Raw genomic sequence first — 19,976 nt, 5'->3', positions numbered from 1 at the left:
AAGCGGCATAAACCATGCTTCGCCTCGGTTCTGGCGGAGAGCAAATGTGGTGCCTAGTCTCGTGGTGCGGGCTGGCCTGGCGTAGGAGAGCTTGAGTGCTGGACATCTTGAAAGGTCGTGGCTCGAACGGCGAGAAGATTGGCCTCGGCCCCACCCGCCGGCCGGTCATCGGCCTTGCGCTCGGCGGCGGCGCGGCGCGCGGCTTTGCCCATATCGGAATCCTGAGGACCCTGATTGCCAACGGCATCGTGCCCGATGTCGTGGTCGGCACCTCGATCGGCGCCGTGGTCGGCGGCCTCCATGCGGCCGGCCGGCTCGATACGTTCGAAGAGTGGGGGCGCAGCCTGCAAGGCATGCGCAACATCCTCGGCTATCTCGACATCCGCCTCAGCGGCTCAGGCCTGCTCGGCGGCGAGAAGCTGGCCTCCCGTCTCGAGGCGGCGGTCGGCCAGACCCTGATCGAGGATCTTCCCATCAAGTTCGCGAGCGTCGCGACCGAGGTCCGCACCGGCCACGAGATCTGGCTGACGCGCGGCCGCGTGGTCGACGCGATGCGCGCCTCCTACGCCCTGCCCGGCATCTTCGCGCCGGTGCTGATCGGCGACCGCTGGCTGGTCGACGGCGCGCTGGTGAATCCGGTGCCGGTCTCGGCGGCCCGCGCGCTCGGCGCCGAAATCGTCATCGCGGCAAATCTCTCCAGCGACATCTTCACCCATTCCACGACGATCTATTCGCACGGCGCAATGCCGGCGCCGGTCGCGGCCGTGCCCGAAGAGGCAACCGCCAAGCGGCGCTTTCCGCGGCTGTTCTCGCCGGAGAAAACCATGAAGCGCGAGTTCTTCGGCGCCGGCGGGCGGCCCGGCATCTCCTCGGTGATGGTCGATGCCTTCAACATCATGCAGGACCGCATCACCCGCGCCCGCCTCGCCGGCGATCCGCCTGACCTTTTGATCACGCCGCGGGTCGGCCAGTTCGGCTGGTTCGACTTCCACCGCTCCGAGGATTTGATCGGCCACGGCACGCGCGCCGCCGAGCGCGCGCTGGAGTCGATCCAGGAGGCGATCGATGTGCTGGCGCCGGCGCCCGCAGGCCACGCGCCCAAAGCGGACGAGTGAAACCGGACGCGTGAAGTCCGGTCAGGCCGTCTTGATGTAGTCGCGCAGCGCTTCCTGCTCGGACTCGTATTCGCGCACGCGCCATTTGACGATGTCGCCGATCGAGATCAGGCCGACCACCTTGCCGTTGTCGATCACGGGCAGGTGGCGGAATTTGCCTGTCGTCATCGTCTCCATGATCTCGGCGACCGTGTCGGTCTCTTTGCAGGTGACGACCTTGCGGGTCATGACCTGACTCACCGGCTCTTCGAGAACACCGGCGCCGCGCTCGCCGATCACGCGGACGATGTCGCGCTCGGACAAGATGCCTTCGAGCCGGCTCTGGTTCATCACCAGCACGGCGCCGATCTTCTTCTCACCGAGCAGCTTGATGGCGGCGGCCATCTTGGCGTCGGGCTCGACGCTCATGATCTGGTGGCCCTTGGTGTTGAGAATGGAACGTACCGTCATTGTTGCCTCCCTGAATCGGATCCGTCCGCCCTTTGGCGGTCCGGACTTGTTCGCGAGTCTTCAACTAACAGTTACAGCGCCGGTTTCACGCTCGTGCGCTTTGCGAAGCATTGCCGCTAGCGGCTTGTCGCTTCGGAACATTCTTCCCGGGAATGATGTATGAATTCGGGCCGCATCGCAAGCGCCGCTTCAAATACGGTCCGAAACGTCCTGTGATGACGCATCCGCAGCATCGTTTCGCACGCGCGGCACGGGATCGAACAGCGCGAACAGCAGGAGCCCTGCGAAGAAGCCGCCGATATGAGCCTGCCAGGCGACGCTGGTGGTTTCGGAGTCCACGCCGATCGCGCCGACGCCGAAGATAATGTTGACGCCGAACCACACCGCGAGGAAGCCGAGCACCCGGCCGTCGCGCAGCGCGCGCGAGAGCGGCAATGCGGGAACCCTGGCGGCGGTATCGGCATCCGATCGGGTGAATGACAGAAAGCTGCCGCGCCCGAAGGCGAAGCGGATCGCCGCCGCCATCGCACCCGATACCGAGGCCGAAGCGCCGATCATCGGCGCCACCGCGTGCTCATGGGTGACGAGATGGGCGAGCGCGCCGGCCGCCGCCGTCACCGCCATGAACACGAAGAACCTGACGGCGCCGAAGCGCCGCGCCAGCGCGCTGCCGAACGGCAGCAGCCACAGGATGTTGAAGCCGATATGGGTCAGATTGGCGTGCAGCAGCGAATAGGTGACGAAGGTCCAGACCTTCGCCCCCGCCCCGCCCGGGATATGCAGATCGAGCAGCGAGGAATCGTAGCGCTTCGGGATGAAGCCGAAGACGTCGATGGTCCAGTTCTCCAGCTCCGGCGGCAGCAGCACCCGCAGATGGATCACCGCCAGCAGCGCGATATAGGCGGTCAGCGCCCCCGGCAGCGTCAGGATCGGCTCGCGCGGAGCCTCCTCGACGACAGCAGTCAGGTCCGGCTGAGAATCCTTCGGCGGAAAATCTTGCGGGGAATCCAAGGCAGCTTCGCTTTCAGGCGCGATCAGAGCGATACGCTTGGAGATAGTCGTCTTTGCCGGCCTTGCGCAAGTCCGCAAAAGGAAAAGGCGGGGCCCTGGGAAAGCCCCGCCTGTCCGTGTCGGCCTTCCGTGCCAGAGGAATGAAGGTGTATCCCCACCCCTCCCCGCGGCCCGTGACCAAACTGTTTGACGCCCTGTGTACAGGCCCCGCCGAGAACCTGGAGAAAAGCGGCGAGGCTTGCGACCGCGATCACCATAGCAGTGCCCGGTCGGGTGCAAAGCGCATAGTTAATTTAACGTTAACGACGCAAAAGCGGCCTTAAGGGCTGCGAAAACGCCGCTGCGGCATGGACGCTGCAAATCCCCTCCTGCACAACAACGAAAGGGATCGCGGGTGCACTGAAGCGGGACAGGTCTGTCCCGCGCGGTTGCGCCCCGGGGTTAGCGTTCAGTCATGAAACATCCGTCGAGCCGCGAGTTCTTCGCGTATTGGGACAAGAAGCGCGGCACGGCGCGGGCCCCTGACCGGGCCGACATCGATCCGGCCGCCGTCCGCGGCCTGCTCGGCGACATCTTCGTGCTGTCCTGCGAGCAAAATCTCGGCTTCCCGTTCCGCGTCGCCGGCACGCGCGTCTGCGCGCTCGCGGGATGCGACCTCAAAGACGCGAGCTTTGCCGCACTGTTCACCGATGCCAGCCGCGGCGAGATCGAGGAGATCACGACCATCGTCGCCGACGAAACGCTGGGCGCGATCGCCGGCGTCACCGCCGCGCGCGAGAACGGCAGCAAGGCGTATCTCGAGCTGCTGCTGCTGCCCTTCAACGCCCGCCCGCACACGCCCGTCAGCGTCACCGGCGTACTTGCCCCGTTCGACGACGAATGCGGCGCGCTCGGTCCGTTCACCCTCGCCTCCTGGCGCTATCTGCACCAGCCCGAGAAGCTGCTGCCGCGCGCGATCCGCAAGCTGCAGATCGCACGCGGGCTGATGGTGTATGAGGGGCTGAGATAGGCGCAGCCTTCGCCTCTGTCGCGCAGCGTTGCACCATTTTCGAAAGTTCGATCGCGCTCGGACGCGACCGCGTGCGCGCTTGCCAATCGATCCGAGGAACCTTAACTTTCAAGATGCATTGGCCATTGCCGTGGCAAGCAACAATGCGGCTCGGTTGGTAGATGTGTCGGCCGGGCCTCCGTCGAGGGACGGTTCCCGTGATGGAGCACGCGTCCAGAGTTGGCAATCGATTGCTAGCTGCGTTACCGCCGGCGGACTTCGCTTTGCTTGCACCGCATTTGCGGAAAGTGCCGCTCGAGCACGACGCGGTCCTGGTTCGATCGGGCGACAAGATCGACCATCTCTGGTTTCCCTGCAGCGGCGCGATCGCCCTCATCATGGAGCTGCCGAACGGACAGACGGCGGCAACTGCCGTGATCGGCAGCGACGGTGCCGTCGGACTCATGACGGCACTCGGCCCGACCCGATCACCCATCACCGCAGTCGTCCGCGTCGCCGGGACGGCGCTGCAGATCTCGCCCGCACGATTTCACGTTGCGCTCGAACGCAGTCCCGCCATCGCAAGCGCGATTCACATTCTCACCAGGGCGATGCTGACGCAGGTCCAGCACGTCGCAGCCTGCAATGCGCTCCATTCGGTCGAGGCGCGCCTCGCCCGCTGGCTGCTGCACATTCACGACCGCACGGATGGTGGTGACATCCTACCCCTGACACAGGAGACGCTGTCGGAATTGCTCGGCGTCCGGCGCACCACGGTCACGCACGTGGTGAGCGCGTTGCGCTCATCACGGGCCATCAAATCCAACCGGCGCGGGCAGCTCGAGATCGACAGGCATCGGCTCGAGGTCGTCGCCTGTGAGTGCTATAAGGTGATGAGCCGCAGGATCGATCGGATCATTCTGCAGGACGCGCCGAGAGTCCTTCACGCCGCGCCGGCGCGGATTGCCTGCCTCCCCCCGGACTCCTCGTTTGCCAAGACCGACTCGTAGACCCACGCCTCTCGGGCGAACCATTCGTGCGTCGCGGCGCACGTCCTGCAATAGGTGCGCGAAAAGAACACCACACTGCACCTAAACTTCTCGCCATCCATCTCGATGCCCGTCGGAATGGCATTTCCCGTTTCAGGGCACTTGATCATCACCATACCCATCCTGATTTCCTCCAGCTTGGCGTCACCTCGACAATGAGGGGGCCGCAATCGGCTGGACGGCGTCTTTTCTTGCGAAGACGCTCGTCCAGCCGATCCGCGCGGCCAACCGCTTCGATTCAAGCAGCGCTACGCAAAACCCGGTTGAGGCTCTGCTTGATCGGCTCGGCCGTTTCAGTCGCGACCTTCTGGGCGAGCTCCCAGAGTTCGCGGTTGTGGGCCGAAGTTGCTTCAAGGGTCTTGCGGCTGTGGGCCGTGGAGAGATCTACGAGATCGGCAAACGACCTCGCATCGACAAGCTGGGAAATGAAGTCCAGCGTGGAGCTGGTATTGACGTGAGAAATCTCGATGAGCTTGGTGCTGTAGTCGGCGGCACGCCTGGCATTGGTCGAGCAGGCATCGCAGAGAGCTGCGGTGATCTCCTCCGACGTCGCCCTCACCTGCGCAAAGTTCGCCTGGGCCCGCGTGGCGCCCTGCTCGGCCAGACTGCCGAAGATCTTCTGCATGTTGAAGAAGGGTATGTCGAACTGGAGCTTCGTGCTTCCGTTGGCCCCCACGTCTTGCGGCGCAGCATTCGTGTCGACTTTCACATTGGCATCATTCACGGGCTTTCATCCTTTCAAGCGAAACTAGATAACGGATTAAAGACTCCCCGACGGTTCCAGGTGCATGCCGCACCGGGACACCAGCACTCCTGTTTTCAATGCGGTGGATTGCTGCGGATAACCGCCCCCGCCCCCTTTACGAAGCCGACTATGGCAGACGAAAGTAGGAGGTTCGGTTCGGTTTCGGACTCTCCGCGTGAATTTATTCAATTTCATGCGACGACGCGGCACAGGCCGCGCTTTGCATCTTTGAAGTTGCTGAGATCGCTTGCGCCAACTTGAGATCAGGGAAGCAACTCCTGTCGTGAGGCAAACGCTCGCACTTGCGGCATGACCTTTTGCGGTATGACCTTTTTTGCCGGATTTGCGTCATTCCCGATACCGTCCAGAGCGAATAGCGTCCGCGCCGTATGAGACGACCGCGCTCGGGTGACATCATGATTTCGCGCATTCTGGCCTGGATCGCCCTCGGAGGCCTGGCGGCGCTCGCCGCGATCGGCGGAACCTGGTTGCTGCTGCTGCCCGGCCCCCGGCACGGGGAGCCGCACCTGCAATATCGAGCGAGGAGTCCGAGGCGACGCTTGCCGCGCTGAAACCGCCGAAGCGAAGGCGTCCCCTCATTGCCGTCATCGGCATCAACGACAAGAGCGAGACGACCGATTATCTGATGCCCTACGGCATCCTCGCGCGCGCCGATGTCGCCGACGTCGTGATGCTGGCAACGCAGCCGGGTCCCGTGACCCTCTTTCCCGCGCTGAAGGTGCAGCCGCATGCGACGATCGCCGCGTTCGACGCCGACCATCCCGACGGCGCCGATTATGTCATCGTCCCTGCGATGACCACCGAAGACGACGCGGCCGCCTTGCAATGGATCAGGAGCCAGGCCGGCAAGGGCGCGATCGTGATCGGCATCTGCGTCGGCGCCAAGGTCGTCGCCAACGCCGGATTGCTCGACGGCAAGCACGCGACGACGCACTGGTATTCCGTGCGCGACCTGCAGAAGCACTCCGGGATCCGCTATGCGCCCGACCGCAGGATCGTCGTCGACCGAGGCGTCGCCACGACGACCGGCATCACGGCATCCATGCCGATGGCCCTCACCCTGATTGAGGCCATCGCCGGCCGCGCCAGGGCCGAAGCGATCGCCCGGGAGATCGGCGTTGCGGCGTGGGATGCACGCCACCGCAGTGACGCGTTCCGCTTCACGCGGCCCTTCGCGCTGACCGCGATCACAAACACGCTCGCAGTCTGGAACCACGAGCAGCTCGGGATCGCGTTGACGTCAGGCATCGACGAGGTCTCGCTCACCATGATCGCCGATGCGTGGTCGCGGACCTATCGCTCCCGCGCCGTCACCTTCGCCGCGACGGCAGAGGCTCTGACGAGCCGCAGCGGCCTTCGTATCCTGCCGGACCGGATCGCAGACGGCTGGCCGGCGGCGCAGACGGTGCCGGCAGCGGTGACGCTGCCACCTGCACGGGCGCTGGACGAGACGCTTCAGGCGATCGACGCGCGATACGGATCACGCACCGCCGACTTCGTGGCGATGCAGCTCGAATATCCGAGATAGAGGGATGCGCAGCCCGGCGCGCGCCTTCGCGGCAGAACGCGCCGGAGTCGCGCAATGCGCTACGGCATCGCCAGATGCCAGGCGCCATTCAGGAAACCGTCGCCGGTGACGTCGCCGGGCTTGGTGTCCTTGGCGAAGGTGTAGAGCGGCTTGCCCTTGTAGGCCCACTGCTTGGAGCCGTCGTCGCGCGTGATGATGGTGTAGCCGTCGCCGGCGGCATCGCTGGCCTCGGCCTTCAGCACCGGCCAGTTCGTCGCACACGGCCCGTTGCAGGCCGATTTGCCGTCCATGTCCTTGTCGAAGGTGTAGAGCGTCATGCCCTTGGCATCCGTGAGCACATTGCCCTTGTCGGTCTTGCCGGTCTTGGTCGGCGGCGCGGCGAAGGCCGCGGGAACAATCGCGAGCGAGACGGCGAGCGTGAGCGCGAGGCGGATCGAGGACATCATGGGTTCTCCTGTCATGCAATTGGCTTGCACGAGGTAGGACGCCGCGCGAGGCCTCGTATTCCTCTGGCGGCGGCAACGATATTTTTCGCTGCGCGCAGCTCGTCAGCGGAATAAACTGGATGACATGACGCGGAACGACGGACCGACATGACCAAGCCGCACTGGCGCCCCGCGCGCGCTTCCGATCTGCCAGCGATCAGCGCGATCGCGGCGCGCATCCATCCGGACCTTCCTGAACGTCCCGACGTGCTCGCGGAAAAAATGCGGCTCTACCCCGAAGGCTGTCGCGTGCTCATCGCGGACGATGCGATCGCCGGATACGGGCTCGCGCATCCCTGGACGCGGCACAACATTCCGCCGCTCGACGATTTCCTCGAACGACTGCCCGCAGATGCGGACTGTCTCTACATCCACGACGTCGCCGTGCTGCCCGATTTTCGCGGCGGCGTTGCGCGCGACTATGTTGCGGTCATCGAACAGCTCGCGCGCGCATCCGGCATCGCGACGCTCGCGCTCGTCTCGGTCTACACGACGCGGCCGCTGTGGGAGCGCCTCGGCTTTCGGCCCGTCGCGGCGGAGGCGCAGCTGCGCGCCAAGCTTGCATCCTACGGCGGAGCTGCGACCTACATGCTGCGCGACTTGGCTGCGACGTAACGTCCCTCCCCTCGCCGCCCGACTCACGCGGCCGTGAAGCCCCTCACTCGAACCGGCTTCAGCCGGCTTCCGTCGAAGCTGTGTGCGAGCCGTTCCGGTCTCGCCAAACCGAGGCTGGAGAAACTCCATGAAACTGACTTTGTCGAAACTTGCCTTGATCGCATTCGCTGCGACGGCCGCGTTCAGCGCGACCAGCGCCAATGCCACGCAATACCGCAGCTATGGCTGCGACTTCGCGTTCTTCGAGGGCTGCACCGGCCTGATCGAAGCGCCGCAGCAGGGCGGACGCCGCGTCGTTCGCACCGATCACGACATCTCGCCGATCTACATGCGGCAGACCGATCCCCGTTACAACACCTCGCTGCGTGATGCCGGCGGTGGTGGTGGCGGTGGTGGCGGTGGTGGCGGTGGTGGCCGCTGAGCTCACACTTGATTTCTAAAATGATGCCGCCGGATCGCTCCGGCGGCATTGCTCGTACCCAGCCTGTCAGACTGAAATTCAGCCGCGATGCTTTTTCTTCTTCGGCTTCTTTCCCGGTGCGCCCTTCGCGGCCCACGGCGTGACTGAAGGCTCTGCGTGCCCGGGCTTGTTCTTGTGCTTCTTTTTCTTGCCGAACGACGGAGCATCATCGAATTTCGGCCTGCGTTCGCCGTGGGCCTTGTCGCGGGACTTGAAGCCACCTGCATCGCGCGGACGATCGCCGTGACGTTCGCGATGCTCGCCCTCGCCGCGCTCACGCCGCGGCGCGTGTGACCGCTGTTCCGAGCGCTCGTCCGAACGCGCTTCTGATCGTTCTTCCGAGCGTGCTTCAGAACGTTCTTGCCGCTGCGGCGCCTCCGCCATCAGCTCGATGCGGATGCTGTCTTCCTTGTCCGGACGCTTGACCTTGGCGGCAAAGGACTCCGCCACCCGCTCGGAGATCTCGAACTCGGTGGTCGTGTCCATGATCTTGATGGCGCCGATGTCGCGCTTGTCGATGCAGCCACGGCGGCAGATCATCGGCAGCAGCCAGCGCGCCTCGGCATTCTTGCGCCGTCCGATCGCGGCGCGGAACCAGACGCTGCCCTCCGCCATACCGTGCTTCGACGACGCCTTGCCCGGCTTCGACCGCGGCTTGGCGGGACGATCGTCGCCGCCCTCGCGTTGAAACTTGTCGCGACCACGATCATCACGCGGCCGAACGGTTCGTTCGCCGGGATCGATGATGTCTTCGGGCGACGGCAGCCGCGCGCGATAAAGCCGCGCCAATGCCGCGGCGATGTCCTCGGCCGACCGCTCGGCGAGCAAAGCCTGCGCCAGCGCCAGATCGTCTGGCGTCGTCTCCTCGGTGAACAGCACGTCCTTCATGCGGTCGTGGTCGAGCTTGCGGATCTCATCCGCCTGCGGCGCGGTCCCCCAGGCCGCGTCGGTGCCGGAGAGGTTCAGCAGCAGCTCGGCGCGCCGCCGCCGCGCGGGCGGCACCAGGAGCACGCTTGTCCCCTTGCGCCCTGCGCGCCCGGTACGGCCGGAGCGATGCTGCATGACCTCGGCATCGTTCGGCAGGTCGGCATGGATGACGAGGTCGAGGCTCGGCAGATCGATGCCGCGGGCGGCCACGTCGGTCGCGACGCAAACGCGCGCGCGCCCGTCCCGCAGCGACTGCAGCGCCATGGTGCGCTCGTTCTGCGTCAATTCGCCTGACAGGGCGACCACGGAGAAGCCACGCTCCAGCAGCGCCGCCTGCAAATGCCTGACGTTGTCGCGCGTGCTGCAGAACACCAGCGCGCTCGGCGCCTCGTAGAAGCGCAGCACGTTGACGACGGCGTGCTCGACATCACCAGGGGCGATCCGGATGGCGCGGTACTCGATGTCGGCGTGACCGCCCTCGTCGCCCGCGACCTCGATCCGGAAGGCGTCGCGCTGATATTGCCTCGCCAGCGCGACGATGCCGCGCGGAAACGTCGCCGAGAACAGCAGCGTGCGGCGCGTCTCCGGCGTGGTCTCGAGAATGAATTCCATGTCCTCGCGGAAGCCGAGATTGAGCATCTCATCGGCCTCGTCGAGGACGACCGCCTTGAGCTCGGAGATGTCGAGACGACCGCGGCGCAAATGATCACAGAGCCGGCCCGGCGTGCCGACCACGATGTGCGCGCCGGCCGCAAGCTCGCGCTGCTCGCGGCGCGGATCCATGCCGCCGACGCAGGAGACGACCCGGCCCCCGGCATGTCCATAGAGCCATGCGAGCTCGCGCTGGACCTGCAAGGCGAGTTCGCGGGTCGGCGCCACGATCAGGGCGAGCGGTGCGGCCGCCTGCCCGAACTGCTCGGAATCGTCGAGAACATTCTTGGCGATGGCCAATCCGTACGCGACGGTCTTGCCGGAGCCGGTCTGGGCCGAGACCAGAAGGTCGCGGCCGGCGGCGTCGTGGGCCAGCACGGCGAGCTGGACGGGGGTCAGTGAATCATAATTCCGCTCGGCCAAAGCACGGGCGAGCGGCGGGGTCAGGGCCGGAAGGGACACGAGATGGAGAACCTTGGTTAATTCAGGCGCGGAACGATGAACCGGCGGACCTGAGCTGGCGTGCGCGGCAAACGGCCCGGCCGCACGCCGGATTGATCAGGGCGCTCTTTACGCCAAGAGTTCGGAAATCACCATGGCTTTGATGCATGGCTTCGCGGTAAGCACCGCGCCTGAAGGTTGCAGCGGATTTTTGCAGCCACCTTGATTAAGCTGAAGCCAACCGGCTCCAAGGGGAACGACTGGGAACGACTGCGTGACGCCCTCCGTCAAACGCACCTGCGGCGATTGCACGCTCTGCTGCAAGGTCATGGCCATCGAGGCGCTGGCCAAACCGGCGGGAAGCTGGTGCCGGCACTGCAAACCCGGCCAGGGCTGCGCGATCTACGCCGGACGCCCGGCCGAATGTGGCGACTTCGCCTGTCTCTGGCTCGTCAACGATCTCCTCGACGAGCGCTGGAAACCGAGCCGATCGAAACTGGTGCTGACCACGTCGGATGACGGCATTGAAATCCGCTGTGACCCCGGCTCGCCCAATGCCTGGCGCAAGGCGCCCTATGCGGCGGAGATCCGTGCGTGGGCCGAGGAAGGCGAGCGCGACGACATGACCGTGCTCGTGATCATCGGCCAGCGCATGATCCTCGTGACGCCGGACCGCGAGTTCGATCTCGGCATCGTCGAACCGGACGAGCGGATCGTGCGGGAGCTGGAGGGCACGAAGGTGGTGGGCGTGACGGTGGTGAAGGAGAGTACTATCAGGCGTGGCTAGTTAGACGTCCTATCAGCCGATTCGAGATAGGACCGGTGACCTGGCAGAGTTAAGTTCAGGCAAAGCAGCAAGGGGAGCACGACGATGCGATTGGCAGTCATATCCGATATTCACGGCAACCTTGCCGCGTTGGAAGCGGTACTGGCCGACATCAAGGCGCGTGGCGTCGATCGAACGGTCAACCTCGGCGACTGCGTCACCAGCCCGCTGTGGCCAAGGGAAACGTTCGAGGCTCTCCAGTCGCTGTCCTTGCCGACGGTGCGCGGAAACCATGATCGCTGGATTGAGGAGTTTCCGGACAACAAGCTCTCGCCGGCAGGTCTGTTTGCGCGCAACGCGTTGACCGCGGAGCAGCGTCGCGCACTCCACGGCCAGCCCTCCCAGATACGGCTGGACGACGGGATCCTGGCCTGTCACGGCACGCCCGACGACGATATGACGTGCCTGCTGGAAGAATCGCTCGAGGACGGCCGCTTCGTGCCGGCACGTCGCGACGTGCTGACCGCGCGCCTCGCGAGCGCGCCAACGGCGCGCGTCGTATTGTGCGGTCACAGCCACCGCCAGGCGGCTGTTCATGGACCGGGCGACTGTCTGGTCCTCAATCCCGGCAGCGTCGGTTGCCCGGTGTTCGCGGACATTCCGTTTGCCGCAAACCTGGAGCACCGCTCGCCTCACGCCCGCTACGCGATCATCACGAAACGAACCAGAGGCTGGCAAGTCGAACTGTTGGCCCTGGAATACGACTGGGAAGCCGCATCCGCCCAGGCGCTCGCCAACGGCCGCCCGGAATGGGCGCAGGCCATGTTGACCGGATGCGTCAAATAACGGGCCTTGCCGCACCGGCCATTCGCCCCCAAATCCTGCCTCACGAGAGAGCAACGGGGGAAACATGGCCGACAGCATATCGCTTGCCGACAAGCTCGCTACTTTTCAGGATTATTGGTCGCCGCGCACGGTCACGACCTTCAACGGTTGCGACGTGATGGTGGTGAAGGTGAAGGGCGAGTTCACCTGGCACAAGCACGACGACACCGACGATTTCTTTCTGGTTCTGAAAGGCATTCTCGACATCGAATTGCGCGACCGCACGGTGACGCTCGGTCCGGGCGAGCTCTACGTCGTGCCCAAAGGTGTCGAGCATCGCCCGGTCGCACGCAAGGAGGTTCACCTGATGCTGATCGAGCCGACCGGCACGCCGAATACGGGCGACAAGGCGACCGCGGCGGCACGCAAGCTCGCATAGGCGAGCTTGCAGCGAGCTTCAATCCCTGGAGGTCGCCAGCTTGCTGAAGCTTGCGACCAGCCTCGCTTTCGCCCGCGCCACGGTGTCCCTCACCGCGCGGCTCACGGCGCGGACGGCGCGCCAGGCCTCGGTCGCCTGCAGCCAGGCCTTCATCTCGGTGAACTTCCCATACACCCAGGCGAATGCGGGAATCCGCATCAGCTTGTCGCGGGTGAGATGGAACAGGCGCTCGACCAGCACCAGCTTGAGCAATTCGCAGCCGATGAACGCCGCCACGCCGCTCAGGAACTGGCCGGTTGCCACGAGGTAGGCGGCCAGGGGCTTGATCGGTTCCAGAATGATGACGGGTACCGAAAACAAGGCGAGCGACGGATAAGGCGGCAGCGATTTGATCCAGGCGCGCAACCGCCTGAATTCGAAATGCCGCCCGATCCAGCGCGCGATCGGCCTCGCCACGGCCATGAAGACCGCATCCACCAGGAAGTAGATGGCGGCCAGGATGTAGGTGAGTGGTTTCAGGATTCGCTTCAAATGACCTCTCCCGCGAACTGAAAGCCGGAACCTGGGCCTAAGTTTCACCGCGGCGTGAATAACTCGCGGATTTACCGCGGAACTTTTCGGGCGGCAGCCGCCCCACGCTCAGATCTCGGCGTAGACCTCCAAAAGATTGCCGTCGGGATCACGGAAAAACAGCGTCCGATGCCCGAACGCCTGGTTGGTCGGCGGTGAGAGCAGTGTCACGCCCTGCCGGACGAGTTCGTCGGCGCACGCGTCGACTTCGGCTGGAGACACTTTGAAGGCCAGTTGCAGCGAGGCGCTGCCCGCCGGCGTTGGCGCATCAGCGGCGGTCCGGCTTGGTTTGGCGAGCGCCAGCGTGTTGCTGCCGATCCCATACTCGATCCAGTTCGGCGAAAGCTCGCGCAGCAGGGATAGTGCGAGAACGTCTTCGTAGAAGCGCCGCATCGCCGCCATGTCGCGCACGAAGATGACCGTGTAGTCGATCGCGCGGATGGCGTGGAAGGGGGAGCGGCGGCTTGGTTCGTTTGTCATGTCGTCGTTCATTCCAAACTCTAACTCGTAGCCCGCATGGAGCGAAGCGCAATGCGGGATTCACGGGCGAGAATCCCGGATTGCGCTGCGCTCCGTCCGGGCTACAAGAGCGGAAACTTTATCTCAACAAACGCGCTCCTCTATTCCACCAGCTCCGGCCACGGCACGATGGTCGACTTCACCGTCTTCATCGCCATCGCGTCCTTCACCGCCTGTGCGACGCCCGCTTCCGTGAACGGATAGATCGTCTGCATCTTCAGCCAGGGATATTTGCATGCCGTGCGGTAGAGCATGTCGACGCCGAGCGGCAAATCATTGCCGGTGAAGCCCCAGGATCCGAGCACGTTGAGGTCCTTGGTGCAGATGCGGTGCCAGGAGGTGTCGATCGAGCCGGCGTCGGTGAACTGGCCCATCTCGACATAGGTGCCGCCGTCGCGCAGCATCTCGATGCCTTCGGGGCCGGCGGTCGGATGGCCCGAGCAATCCATCACCAGATCAGCGCCGAAGCCGCCGACGATTTCCCGCACGCGATCGATGCGCTCCTGCGGCGATTTGAGCTCCCCGATGTTGACGGTCACCTCCGCGCCGAACTCGCGCGCGAGCTTGAGCCGCGGCTCCTCCGGCGCGCCGACGCAGATCACGCGCCCTGCTCCCATCTCTTTTGCCGCCGCGACCGCTAAAATGCCGATCGGGCCCGAGCCCTGGATCACCACCGTGTCGCCCCAGGAAAAGCCGTCGGCGCGGGTGGCGCGGTTGAAGGCACGGATGCAGGAGGTCAGCGGCTCGGACAATGCGCCGAGGCGCAGCGACATGTCGTCGGGCAATTTGTAGATCTTGGTGCCCGGCAGCATCTCGAGATCGACATAGACATATTCGGCCCAGCCGCCCCACATGTGCGGCGCCTTGTCGAAGCCGAGATAGCGGCCGTAATAGACCGGCGCCAGGCATTTGTTGGCGGTCTGCGGATAGTGAATGCAGTAATAGCAATGGCCGCAGGGCATCAACGGCGGGATCATCACTTTCGAGCCGACCTTGAGCGGCTTGCTCATGAAGTCTTCCGTGAATTCGTCGCCGCATTCGACGATGACACCGCCGAGCTCGTGGCCGAGCGTGAACGGCCAGGGCAACGGCTTCGGCCAATGTCCCTTCAGGATGTGCAGATCGGTACCGCAGACGCCGCATGCGCCGACCTTGATCAGCGCGGCCTTCCGGCCGACCTTCGGCCATGGCACGGTTTTGATGACAGGCTCGCTGCCCGGCCCTGCGTGGGTGCAGACGCGGATCTGGTCCATAGCGGTTTCCTCGGCTGTTTCCTCGCTGCCCGTCTGTTATGATTGATGGTGCGGGCTGGGGCGAAGCGTATGTGAGATGGGCGGTCGTGCCAAGCAGGCAGTCTCGTAGCCCGCATGAAACGAAGCGTAATGCGGGGACAGCGGCCCCGGATTGCGCTTCGCTCCATCCGGGCTACGAGGACAACGCCGATGCTTCGTGACTATCAGCCAGCCGACGCCGAGGCGATCGTCCGCGTCGCGCTGGCGGCCTTCGCGGAGTTCGAGCCGCATTATTCCGACTGGCCGTTGTTCATGACCCATGTCGCGAAGATGCCGGAGCTTGCCAAGACCGGCGAGATCATCGTCGTCGAGGATGGCGGCCGGATCGTCGGCGCCGTCGCCTATGTCGGTCCGAAAACGCCGAAGGCAGCGTTCTTCGATCCGGCTTGGCCGGTCATCCGCATGCTGGTGGTCGATCCCGCCGCGCGCGGCAAGGGCATCGGCCGGCAATTGACCGAAGAGTGCCTGCGCCGCGCCGAGCGCGACCAGTCGGGCGTCATCGCGCTGCATACGACGCCGATCATGACGGTGGCGCTGCCGATGTATCTGCGGATGGGATTTGTCAGGGTTGGCGAGGCGCCGGATATTTTGGGCGTGCCTTATGCGGTTTATGTCAAGGCGCTGGGGTAGGAGCGTAGCCCGCATGAGCGCAGCGATATGCGGGACTGGCGGCCCCGGATTACGCTTCGCTCCATCCGGGCTACAGAGCCTGCCACACACTCCGCCGTCATCCTGAGGTGCTCCCCTTGCGATGCATCAGCATCGCAAGGGGAGCCTCGAAGGATGGGCTACGGGCGCTCGCGGCCCATCCTTCAAGGCGCGCAAGGGCGCGCACCTCAGGATGACGATAGAGCGTGTGGCAGCGGTGCATGGCAGATGCCCCGGCACACCCAAGTGTCTTGAGCCTTCACCAACGAGCGTGTATGGCCGGATAAAGCCCCACTCTGGTGATCCCTTGAACCCCCTGCCCCAAAATCCCGTGGCCGCGTCCGGATCGTTCGCGGCGATGAAGTCCGTGCCGTACCGGCTCCAGTTCATCGCCTACGTGCTCGCGATGATGGCCGACAATATCGAGCACGTGATCAGCTACTGGGTGGTGTTCCAGAAATTCCACTCGCCGACGCTGGGCGGCTTTGCCGTGCTGTCGCACTGGCTCCCGTTTCTGCTGTTCTCGGTCGCGGTCGGCGGGCTCGCGGACCGGTTCGATCCGCGCCGCATCATCCAGTGCGGCATGTTGCTGTTCATCGTAGCCTCAGCCGGCTGGGGCTTCTTCTTCATCACCGATACGATCCAGATGTGGCACGCGATGCTGCTGCTGGTGATCCATGGCTGCGCCGGCGTGCTGTGGCAGACGCCGAACCAGCTGCTGCTCTACGATCTCGTGGGCTCTGCCGATCTGCCGAGCGCGGTGCGGCTCAACGCGATGGCGCGCTATCTCGGCATCCTGGTGGGGCCTGCGGTCGGCGGAATCATCATGCTGACGCTCGGCACCTCGCACGGCATCATCTTCAACACGCTGTTCTATCTGCCGATGCTGCTGTGGCTGTTCTGGGCGCCGGTGCGCGACGGCAGCGTGGCGGTGCGGCGCTTCGCCGTGCGCGGCTTCGCCGACATCCTGCTGACAGTTCGCGCCATCGGCACGCAACCGGTGCTGACGGCGATGACGTGGCTTGCCGGCCTCACCTCCTTCATGATCGGCAATGCCTATCACGCCCAGATGCCCGGCTTTGCCGGCGATCTCGGCCATGGCGATCCCGGCGTCTCCTACAGCGTGCTGCTCGCGGCCGATGCCGGCGGCGCACTGCTCGCGGGTATCGCGCTGGAATCGTGGGGGCGGCTGAAGGGCACGCCGCGCACCGCGATCATGCTGGCGATGCTCTGGAGCGTGGCGCTGTTCGGCTTCGCCGCTGTGCGGATCTATCCGGTCGCGATCGTGCTGCTGTTCTTCGCCGGCTTCTTCGAATTGTCGTTCAACACCATGGCGCAGGCGCTGGTGCAGCTGAACGCACCGGCCGACATCCGCGGCCGCGTCGTCGGCCTCTACAACATGGCCGGGCTCGGGATGCGCGCGTTCAGCGGCATCACCGTCGGCGTGTTCGGCGCTGCGATCGGCATTCACTGGTCGCTCGGGCTGTCGGCCGCGGTGCTGCTGGCGCTGCTGTGCCTGCTCTATGCGCGCGCGGCGAGGAAGGCGGCCAATTGACTCCAGCCCCCTCTCGCCGCACCTTTGAGAGAGGGCATGGGGGATGAGGCATTGCGCAATCGCTGGGCCATTCTTGCGATCCTGTTCTTCGTTCGCCTCACCATCGCATTCCAGTTCCAGACCGTGGCCGCAGTCGCGCCGCTGCTCGAGACAACTTTTGGCGTCGGACTCGCCGATATCGGCCTGCTGATCGGGCTCTATTTCACCCCGGGCGTGGTGCTGGCGCTGCCGGGCGGCGCGATCGGCCGGGCACTCGGCGACAAGCCCACCACGATTGCAGCTTTGCTGCTGATGACCGCGGGCAGCCTCGTCATGGCCACCACCAACGTCTGGGGCTGGCAGATGGCGGGCCGGCTCGCCTCGGGCGTTGGCGGCGTGCTGCTCACGGTCCAGCTCACCAAGATGGCCACCGACTGGTTCGCGGGTAAGGAGATCGCCACCGCGATGGCGATCTTCGTCAATTCCTGGCCGGCCGGCCTTGGCATCTCTCTGCTGGTCCTGCCGGCGCTCGGCACCGCCTATGGTGCAGGCAGCGTGTTCCTCGCAGCGGCTGCGCTGACCGCGACCGGCATTGTGCTGATCGCCTTCTACCAGCCGCCGCCGGGCGCCGCGGCCGGTCCGGCCGGCTCAGCCCGGCTCGATCCCCTCGCGCTGTCGGCGGTGATCGTCGCGGGCCTGATCTGGGGCCTCTATAATGTGGGCTTCGCCATGATCTTCTCGTTCGGCCCCTCGCTGCTGGTCGAGCGGGGCTGGAGCATTGCCGCGGCGGGCTCGGCGATCAGCCTCGTGATGTGGCTGTCGGTGATCTCGGTGCCGGCGGGCGGCTATCTCGCCGATCGCTTCAAGCGACCCTTTATGCTGGCGATCGCAGCCAGCATTACGGTCGCCGCCCTGCTGGTCTGGCTGACCCGGTCGGACGCCGTGATCACCATCCTCGTCCTGATCGGCCTGATCGGCGGCCATCCGGCCGGCCCGATCATGAGCCTGGCCGCCCGGGTGCTCGCCCCGGAGACGCGGGCGATCGGAATGGGCGTGTTCTACACACTCTTCTATGCTGCGATGATGCTGGGGCCGGCGGTGGCGGGCCGGCTGGCCAAATCGGCCGGAACCGCCGCGGTCGCGCTCGACCTCGGCGCGCTGACGGTGCTGGCCTGCCCGCCCCTGATCTGGCTTTTCGAGCGCATTGTGTCTGTCCGTAATCGACGCGTCCAATCCTAACGCGGCATTAACCCTATGCACCTTAGGGTCGTCCCGGACTCCGCCAGGCGGGGGGTCGGGTTGTGAAAATGGCGTTGGCGAACAAAAAATTTCTTCCGGCCGCCGAGGAACGTCGGCGTTTCCAGCGGGTGAAGGTTCACCTGCTCGGCCGCTACATGCTGCCGGACCGCCGTGAATTTCCCTGCCAGGTGATCAACATGTCGCCGGGCGGCCTAGCTTTGCTCGCCCCCGGCATAGGCAATGTCGGCGACCGCGTGGTCGCCTATCTCGACCATATCGGCCGCGTCGAGGGCAAGATCACCCGCATCATCGACAATGGCTTTGCCATGACGATCGGGGCGACGCCCCGCAAGCGCGACAAGCTCGCGGCCCAGCTCACCTGGCTCGCCAACCGCGACATCCTCAATCTGCCGGAGGATCGCCGCCACGACCGTATCGTGCCGCGCAACCCGATCGCGGTGCTGACGCTCGAGGACGGCACCAAGATGACCTGCCGCATCATCGATCTCTCTCTGTCGGGTGCGGCCATCGCCGCCGAGAACCGCCCGCCGCTGAAATCGATCGTGCTGCTCGGCCGGGTCCAGGGCCGCGTGGTCCGAAACCTCGAAGACGGCTTCGCGCTGGAGTTCATGCACGAGCAGCCCGTCGAGACTCTCGAAGAGAGCGTTACCGCGCGGTAAAGCGAAAGCGCGCCAAACCCCCTGTTTTCTAGGCCTCAAAGGCGGCCTCCGCGATGCGGACGCCGCCTTTTTCGTGCGTGGCGGTGCCCGCCGCGCGGGTTAACGCGATGCGCGTTTGCGCGACAAAACGACGGTTCCGCCTGCGTTTCCGCGTTAATCGATAAAATTTGAATCAATTGCAGTATTCTCAAATTTTAGTCGAATTAGCCTCAAGTATAGATCGAATTCGCCGCGCGTTTTACTTGCATTCGTCTCGACTTGACTTGGTCGATTTAGCTGCAACTCAAAAGCTCCATGCGAAATGTGGTCCCAACAAGAAACGGGGACCGCAATGTTTGACTTCAGGGGACAGGGGAAGGGTCTGGCGATCGCCGCCATGCTCTTCGGGATCAGCGCGGCAGCGCAGGCCGGCGAAAGCCGTCTGCTCTACGCGAGCCTCGGCGACACCACGCGTGCGCCGATCGGCTGGGTCGAGTTTTGTGCTGACAATGCCGCTCAGTGCCAGGGCGGTCCGACGCAGCCGCGCGACATCGTGATGTCGCAGACGGCGTGGCGCGACCTCATCAAGGTCAATCGCTGGGTCAACGAGACCATCAAGCCTTTGACCGACCAGGAGCACTGGGGCGTGATCGAGAAGTGGTCGCTGCCGTCGGACGGCTACGGCGACTGTGAAGACTACGTGCTGTTGAAGCGCAAGATGCTGATGGATGCCGGCTGGCCCCGCGAGGCCCTGCTCATCACCGTCGTGCGCGACAAGAAGGGCGAAGGACACGCGGTGCTGACGGTGAAGACCGACAAGGGCGAGTTCGTTCTCGACAACCAGAACGAGAACGTCGTGGCCTGGACGGAGACCGGCTACCGCTTCGTCAAGCGCCAGTCGCAGGCTGATCCCAATGTCTGGGTCTCGCTCGGCGATACCAAGCCGGCGGTCTCCACCGCTAGCGCGAGAGATTAGCAGGAACGAGACAACGAGTTACG

General features: G+C 64.9%; 21 protein-coding genes and 1 pseudogene. 14 read left to right on the top strand and 8 right to left on the bottom strand.

Going from position 1 to position 19,976, the window contains the following annotated elements; genetic code table 11:
- Positions 1 to 95: 95 nt before the first annotated feature.
- Positions 96 to 1,115 carry a patatin-like phospholipase family protein gene (locus tag RAD16_RS20665; RefSeq protein ID WP_458159736.1) on the top strand — a complete coding sequence of 340 codons (1,020 nt, stop codon included), beginning with the start codon at positions 96 to 98 and terminating at the stop codon, positions 1,113 to 1,115.
- A 21-nt stretch (positions 1,116 to 1,136) separates the two neighbouring features.
- Here the strand turns inward: RAD16_RS20665 and RAD16_RS20660 are convergent, their stop codons facing one another.
- Positions 1,137 to 1,565 (bottom strand): CBS domain-containing protein, encoded by a 429-nt coding sequence (locus RAD16_RS20660; protein WP_326899137.1) that lies wholly within the window; start codon positions 1,563 to 1,565, stop codon positions 1,137 to 1,139.
- Positions 1,566 to 1,754: 189 nt separating this feature from the next.
- On the bottom strand, positions 1,755 to 2,576 hold the full coding sequence (locus RAD16_RS20655; protein ID WP_458159735.1) for a rhomboid family intramembrane serine protease: 822 nt from the start codon (positions 2,574 to 2,576) through the stop codon (positions 1,755 to 1,757).
- A gap of 454 nt (positions 2,577 to 3,030) precedes the next feature.
- Here RAD16_RS20655 and RAD16_RS20650 point away from each other — a divergent pair, with 454 nt between their 5' ends.
- Both RAD16_RS20650 and RAD16_RS20645 read left to right on the top strand, forming a co-directional pair.
- Positions 3,031 to 3,585 (top strand): PAS domain-containing protein, encoded by a 555-nt coding sequence (locus RAD16_RS20650; protein ID WP_458159734.1) that lies wholly within the window; start codon positions 3,031 to 3,033, stop codon positions 3,583 to 3,585.
- Between the two features lie 197 nt (positions 3,586 to 3,782).
- Positions 3,783 to 4,574, top strand: a complete 792-nt coding sequence (locus RAD16_RS20645; RefSeq protein WP_458159733.1) for a Crp/Fnr family transcriptional regulator — start codon at positions 3,783 to 3,785, stop codon at positions 4,572 to 4,574.
- 277 nt (positions 4,575 to 4,851) lie between these two features.
- On the opposite strand, the gene RAD16_RS20640 is transcribed toward RAD16_RS20645, so the two are convergent.
- Entirely contained in the window at positions 4,852 to 5,337 is a 486-nt protein-coding gene (locus RAD16_RS20640) for a phasin (RefSeq protein WP_458159732.1), read from the bottom strand.
- A gap of 437 nt (positions 5,338 to 5,774) precedes the next feature.
- On the opposite strand from RAD16_RS20640, the pseudogene RAD16_RS20635 reads away from it, so the two are divergent.
- A pseudogene (locus RAD16_RS20635) lies at positions 5,775 to 6,907 on the top strand (DJ-1/PfpI family protein).
- A gap of 59 nt (positions 6,908 to 6,966) precedes the next feature.
- Here the strand turns inward: RAD16_RS20635 and RAD16_RS20630 are convergent.
- The gene (locus tag RAD16_RS20630; RefSeq protein WP_458159731.1) at positions 6,967 to 7,353 is read right to left on the bottom strand and encodes a COG4315 family predicted lipoprotein; all 387 of its coding nucleotides are present in this window, start codon (positions 7,351 to 7,353) and stop codon (positions 6,967 to 6,969) included.
- 147 nt (positions 7,354 to 7,500) lie between these two features.
- On the opposite strand from RAD16_RS20630, the gene RAD16_RS20625 reads away from it, so the two are divergent.
- Positions 7,501 to 8,007, top strand: coding sequence for a GNAT family N-acetyltransferase (locus RAD16_RS20625; RefSeq protein ID WP_458159730.1), 507 nt, complete (start codon positions 7,501 to 7,503; stop codon positions 8,005 to 8,007).
- Between the two features lie 127 nt (positions 8,008 to 8,134).
- A complete protein-coding gene (locus tag RAD16_RS20620; protein ID WP_458159729.1) occupies positions 8,135 to 8,428 on the top strand; it encodes a hypothetical protein in 294 nt (97 codons plus the stop codon).
- A 78-nt stretch (positions 8,429 to 8,506) separates the two neighbouring features.
- On the opposite strand, the gene RAD16_RS20615 is transcribed toward RAD16_RS20620, so the two are convergent.
- Positions 8,507 to 10,507 carry a DEAD/DEAH box helicase gene (locus RAD16_RS20615; protein WP_458159728.1) on the bottom strand — a complete coding sequence of 667 codons (2,001 nt, stop codon included), beginning with the start codon at positions 10,505 to 10,507 and terminating at the stop codon, positions 8,507 to 8,509.
- 253 nt (positions 10,508 to 10,760) lie between these two features.
- Between RAD16_RS20615 and RAD16_RS20610 the strand changes: the two genes are divergently transcribed.
- The 3 genes from RAD16_RS20610 (at position 10,761) to RAD16_RS20600 (ending at position 12,516) form a co-directional block, all read left to right on the top strand.
- Positions 10,761 to 11,273, top strand: coding sequence for a hypothetical protein (locus RAD16_RS20610; RefSeq protein ID WP_458159727.1), 513 nt, complete (start codon positions 10,761 to 10,763; stop codon positions 11,271 to 11,273).
- Positions 11,274 to 11,357: 84 nt separating this feature from the next.
- Complete coding sequence (locus RAD16_RS20605; protein WP_458159726.1) at positions 11,358 to 12,098, top strand: metallophosphoesterase family protein; 741 nt, start codon at positions 11,358 to 11,360, stop codon at positions 12,096 to 12,098.
- 64 nt (positions 12,099 to 12,162) lie between these two features.
- Positions 12,163 to 12,516: a cupin domain-containing protein gene (locus RAD16_RS20600; RefSeq protein ID WP_458159725.1), complete on the top strand. Its 354-nt coding sequence runs from the start codon at positions 12,163 to 12,165 to the stop codon at positions 12,514 to 12,516.
- Between the two features lie 18 nt (positions 12,517 to 12,534).
- Here RAD16_RS20600 and RAD16_RS20595 read toward each other — a convergent pair whose 3' ends face one another.
- The 3 genes from RAD16_RS20595 to RAD16_RS20585 form a co-directional block, all read right to left on the bottom strand.
- A complete protein-coding gene (locus RAD16_RS20595; protein WP_458159724.1) occupies positions 12,535 to 13,047 on the bottom strand; it encodes a hypothetical protein in 513 nt (170 codons plus the stop codon).
- A gap of 108 nt (positions 13,048 to 13,155) precedes the next feature.
- Positions 13,156 to 13,578, bottom strand: a complete 423-nt coding sequence (locus RAD16_RS20590) for a VOC family protein (RefSeq protein WP_458159723.1) — start codon at positions 13,576 to 13,578, stop codon at positions 13,156 to 13,158.
- Positions 13,579 to 13,706: 128 nt separating this feature from the next.
- Positions 13,707 to 14,858 (bottom strand): zinc-binding dehydrogenase, encoded by a 1,152-nt coding sequence (locus RAD16_RS20585; protein ID WP_458159722.1) that lies wholly within the window; start codon positions 14,856 to 14,858, stop codon positions 13,707 to 13,709.
- 189 nt (positions 14,859 to 15,047) lie between these two features.
- Here RAD16_RS20585 and RAD16_RS20580 point away from each other — a divergent pair, with 189 nt between their 5' ends.
- From RAD16_RS20580 to RAD16_RS20560, 5 genes are all read left to right on the top strand, one after another.
- Positions 15,048 to 15,527 (top strand): GNAT family N-acetyltransferase, encoded by a 480-nt coding sequence (locus RAD16_RS20580; protein WP_458159721.1) that lies wholly within the window; start codon positions 15,048 to 15,050, stop codon positions 15,525 to 15,527.
- Positions 15,528 to 15,852: 325 nt separating this feature from the next.
- Positions 15,853 to 17,100, top strand: coding sequence for an MFS transporter (locus tag RAD16_RS20575; RefSeq protein ID WP_458159720.1), 1,248 nt, complete (start codon positions 15,853 to 15,855; stop codon positions 17,098 to 17,100).
- A 51-nt stretch (positions 17,101 to 17,151) separates the two neighbouring features.
- Positions 17,152 to 18,318, top strand: coding sequence for an MFS transporter (locus tag RAD16_RS20570; RefSeq protein ID WP_458159887.1), 1,167 nt, complete (start codon positions 17,152 to 17,154; stop codon positions 18,316 to 18,318).
- A gap of 68 nt (positions 18,319 to 18,386) precedes the next feature.
- Positions 18,387 to 18,998: a PilZ domain-containing protein gene (locus RAD16_RS20565; protein ID WP_063682600.1), complete on the top strand. Its 612-nt coding sequence runs from the start codon at positions 18,387 to 18,389 to the stop codon at positions 18,996 to 18,998.
- A gap of 331 nt (positions 18,999 to 19,329) precedes the next feature.
- Positions 19,330 to 19,953: a transglutaminase-like cysteine peptidase gene (locus RAD16_RS20560; protein WP_458159719.1), complete on the top strand. Its 624-nt coding sequence runs from the start codon at positions 19,330 to 19,332 to the stop codon at positions 19,951 to 19,953.
- The last annotated feature ends 23 nt before the right edge of the window (positions 19,954 to 19,976 follow it).

The sequence above is a fragment of the Bradyrhizobium sp. 18BD genome (genome assembly GCF_054185225.1).
Note: the sequence above shows the minus strand (reverse complement) of the source record. Positions and strands in the feature narration are given on the sequence as shown.